The sequence below is a fragment of the Plantactinospora solaniradicis genome (assembly GCF_042658085.1).
Classification (GTDB): domain Bacteria; phylum Actinomycetota; class Actinomycetes; order Mycobacteriales; family Micromonosporaceae; genus Plantactinospora; species Plantactinospora solaniradicis.
The window spans coordinates 1-4,646 of the sequence record NZ_JBHSPR010000136.1; the positions used below are offsets into that span (position 1 = coordinate 1).

At 71.2% G+C, this 4,646-nt stretch carries 1 protein-coding gene; it reads right to left on the reverse strand.

Annotation, left to right across the window (positions count from 1 at the left end; all coding sequences use genetic code 11):
* On the reverse strand, positions 1-4,646 hold a 4,646-nt coding region (locus tag ACFP2T_RS47855), incomplete at both ends, for an amino acid adenylation domain-containing protein (protein WP_377434755.1).

The window sequence follows — 4,646 nt, forward strand, 5'->3', positions numbered from 1 at the left end:
CCCTCATCGAACAAATCCGCCGACACCGTCACCACACCCCGAAGCCCGGCATGGGCCCCGCTGCGGTCGAACGCCTCGCCCACCGACACGTACAGGTCGTATTTGGCAGTAGTGTCGGTCACCCGGTCCGTGGGCGCCCTGCCGGCGCCGGCGCGTGTTCCGGAGAGCTCGAGATTCGCGCGGTCGGTGTTCTGCATCGTGAGCATCGCCTGCACGAGCGGGTGCCGGGCCAGCGACCGGGTCGGCGCCAGCTCCTCGACCATGCGCTCGAACGGCACGTCCTGATGCGCCAGGGCGCCCAGGGTCGTCTCCCGCACCCGGGCCAGCAGCTCCCGGAACTCCGGATCACCCGACAGATCCGTACGGATCACCAGGCTGTTGATGAAGAATCCGACCAGAGCATCGAGGGCCTCGTCGGTGCGACCGGCGACCGCCGACCCGATGGGGATGTCGGTGCCCGCACCCAACCGCGACAGCAGCACCGCCAGTGCCGCCTGCAACACCATGAACGGGGTCACGCCCTCGTCCCGCGCCAGCTCCGCCAGCCGCCGATGGACCTCGGCCGGGACGTGGACCGGCGCGGTGTGGCCACGATGGCTGCTCACGGCGGGTCGGGGTCGGTCGTGCGGCAGGGCCAGTTCCTCGGGTACGCCCTCCAGCGTCCGCCGCCAGTAGTCCATCTGCACCGACAGCAGGCTCTCCGGGTCGTCCTCGCGGCCGAGCAGCTCCCGCTGCCACAACGCATAATCCGCGTACTGCACCGGCAACGGCGCCCACTCCGGCGCCGCACCACGCGACCGGGCCGCATACGCCACCGACAGATCCCGCCCCAGCGGCGCCATCGACCAGCCGTCACCGGCGATGTGATGCACCACAAGCACCAGCACGTGCCGCTGCGAGTCGCCACCCGGTCCGGGACGGAACAGCGAGGCGCGGACCGGGACCTCGGTCGCCAGGTCGAACGCGTACGCGCTGGCCCGTCCGACCGCTTCGCCGATGCCCTCGGCACCCACCTCGGCGACCAGCAGGCTCCAGTCCAGCTCCGCCATGTCGATGACCCGCTGGTACGGCTCGCCGTCCTCGGACGGGAAAACGGTGCGCAGCGACTCGTGCCGGGCGATCACGTCCCGCAACGCGGCTTCCAACGCCGCCGCGTCGACATCACCATCGAGCCGCAGCACCGTCGGGATGTTGTAGGTCGGGCTCGGACCCTCCAACTGCGCCAGGAACCACAACCGGCGCTGCGCGAACGACAACGGCACCCGCCCCGGCCGCTGCGCCACCGCCCGCAACACCGGCCGGACGCTGTCCGTGCCCGCGCCGGCCAGCCGGTCGGCCAAACCCGCCACCGTGGGCGCCTCGAACAGCATCCGCAGCGGCAGTTCGACGCCCAGCATGGTGCGGATCCGCGACGCCAGCCGCGCCGCGAGCAGCGAATGCCCGCCCAGCTGGAAGAAGTTGTCGTCGACACCGACGCTGGACAGTCCGAGGATCTGCGCGAAGGCCGCGCACAGCAGTTCCTCCCGTACGTTCGCGGGACCGCGTCCGGTCCCGGTGGTGTACTCGGGGGCCGGCAGTGCCCGGCGGTTCACCTTGCCGTTGCTCAGCACCGGCAGCTCCGGCAGCACCATCACCGCGGCCGGCACCATGTAGTCCGGCAGCCGCTGTGCCACCGCCTCCCGTACCCGCGCCGGGAGCCGGTCGCCCCGTACGTCGTCGGCCGCCGACACATACGCGACCAGCCGCTTGTCTCCGGGGTTGTCCTCCCGCACGACGACCACCGCCTGTGCCACGCCGGCGCAGGCGAGGACCGCCGCCTCAACCTCACCCAGCTCGATCCGGAACCCGCGAATCTTCACCTGCTCATCCGCGCGACCGAGGTACACCAGCTGCCCGTCCGTCGTCCACTTCACCAGGTCACCGGTGCGGTACATCCGCTCCCCGGAGCCGAACGGGCAGGCCACGAACCGTTCACCGGTCAACCCCGGACGGCCCACGTACCCACGGGCCAGACCGGCGCCGGATGCGTACAGTTCACCGGCCACACCGACCGGTACCGGCGCGAGTACCCCGTCGAGGACGTACAGCCGGGTGTTCCCGATCGGCCCGCCGAAAGGCACCGGGCCCGGTCGCTGACCGTCCACCTCACCACCAGCGACCATGACCGTGGCCTCGGTGGGCCCGTAGATGTTCATCAGCCGGCGGCCGGCCGACCAGGTCCGCGCCGTCGCCTCGTCGATCGGTTCCGCGCCCACCAGCAACGTCCGCAGCTCCGGCAGGTCCTCGGGCTGCAGGAACGACAGCAGGGACGGCAGGGCGAACGCCACCTGTACCCCGGTCAGCTCCCGCAGCAGGGCCGGTTGGGTCCGCTGCTCCGCCGAGGCCATCACCAGCCGCGCGCCCGATCCCAGCGCCAGGGCGCACTCCAGGACCGAGGCATCGAAGCTGAACGACGAGAACTGCATCATCCCCACGCCGGCAGCCAGACTCGCCTCCGGGCCGAACACCGAGACCAGGTTCGCCAGTGCGGCGTGCTCGATGCCGACGCCCTTCGGTGTTCCGGTCGATCCGGAGGTGTAGATGACGTACGCCAGAGCCGAGCGGTCCGCCGTGACCGGCGGCGGCGTCTGCGGGTACCCGTCCAGCAACCGCCGGTCGTCCAGCCGGACCACCGGCACGCCGGCCGGTCCACCGGCGACGGCCTCGGCCGCTTCCCCTCCGGTCAGCAGCAGCCGTGCGGAACTGTCCGCCAGCATGAACGCGATCCGGTCCGCGGGCAGCTGGCTGTCGACCGGCAGGTATGCCGCCCCTGCCTTCCAGACACCCACGATCGCCACGATCGCATCGATCGAGCGGGGCAGGCACAGGCCCACCACCGAGTCCGCGCCGGCCCCCACGTCGACCAGTCGCCACGCGAGCTGGTTGGCCCGGGCGTCGAGCTGGGCGTACGTCAGCTGCTCGCCGCCCGCCACCACCGCTACCGCGTCCGGCGTGGTCTCGACCCACCGATGGAACAGACCCACGATCGTGGTCACCGGCACCGCGACCGCGGTGTCGTTCCACTCCAGCAGCAACCGGCCGCGCTCCACCGGGTCGAGGACATCGACCGAGTGCAGCGGCACATCCGGAGCCCGCGACAGCGTGTCCAGCACGCGAAGGACGCCGTCCGCGAGCCGGCGCGCCGTGGCCGCGTCAAACATGTCGGCCGCCGCGACCACCGATCCGCGCATCCCGGCGGGCCGGCCCTCGGCGTCGAACGCCTCCGAGACCACGACATCCAGGTCGAACTTCGCCGGAACGAGCCGCTCGCTGTTGGTGACGGCGGACCCGGCGCCGGTCTTGCTTCCCGGCATGTCGAGCGCGGCAGGCCCGGTGTTCTGCACGGTCAGCATCACCTGGAACAGGGGGTGGCGAGACAGCGACCGGGTCGGCGCGAGTTCCTCCACCAGCAGATCGAACGGCACGTCCTGATGTGCGAAGGCGCCCAAGCTGGCCTCGCGTACGCGCCGGAGAACCTGCCGGAACTGCGGGTTGCCCGAGACGTCCGTTCGGATGACCAAGGTGTTGAGAAAGAAGCCGACCAGGTCGTCCAGTGCCTCGTCGGTACGCCCGGCGATCGCCGAGCCGATCGGGATGTCGGTGCCCGCGCCGAGCCGCGACAACAGGACGGCGAACGCGGCCTGCATAACCATGAATGGGGTGACGCCCTCCTCCCGTGCCAGCTCGGTCAGCCGCTGATGCAGTTCGGCCGGCACGGACATCGACACGGCGTGCCCACGGTGACTGGCGGTCGCCGGCCGGGGCCGGTCGATCGGCAGATTCAGCTCCTCCGGCACGTCGGCCAACGTCCGTCGCCAGTACTCGACCTGGGTGGACAGGAGGCTGTCCGGGTCGCCGGGCTCGCCGAGCAGGTCGCGCTGCCAGGACGCGTAGTCGGCGTACTGCACGGGCAGCGGCGTCCAGTTCGGCGCTTCGCTCTGCAGCCGGGCCGCGTACGCGGTGGCAAGGTCCCTCATGAGCGGGCCACGCGACCAGCCGTCGCTGGCGATGTGGTGAATCACCAGCACCAGCACCTGCTCGTCCGTGCCGTCCCGGAACAGCCAACCACGGATCGGCAGCTCGGTCGACAGGTCGAACAGGTGGCGGGTGGCCTGGCCCACGAGGCGCGGGAGTTCGGCGGGCTCCACCTGCTCGGCCCGCAGGTTCCAGCTCAGCTCGCGTGGGTCCAGGATCCGCTGGTAGGGCTCGCCGTCCTCGACGGGGAAGACGGTACGCAGCGACTCGTGCCGGGTCATGACGTCCCGCACGGCGGCCTCCAGGGCTGCCGCATCGGCGTCCCCGGAGAATCGGAGCACCGTGGGGATGTTGTACGTCGAGCTCGGGCCTTCCAGCTGGGCCAGAAACCAGAGCCGGCGCTGGGCGAACGACAGCGGCACCCGCCCCGGACGCTCGGCAGCCCGCAATGCCGGGCGGGTCCGGCCGGTGTCCTGGCCGCCCAACCGCTCGGCGAGTTCGGCGGGGGTGGGTGCATCGAAGAGGGTACGAATTTCGAGTTCGACGCCGAGGGTGGCCCGGATGCGGGAGATCAGCCGGACGCCGAGCAGGGAGTGTCCGCCGAGGTCGAAGAAGTTGTCGTCCACGCCGAC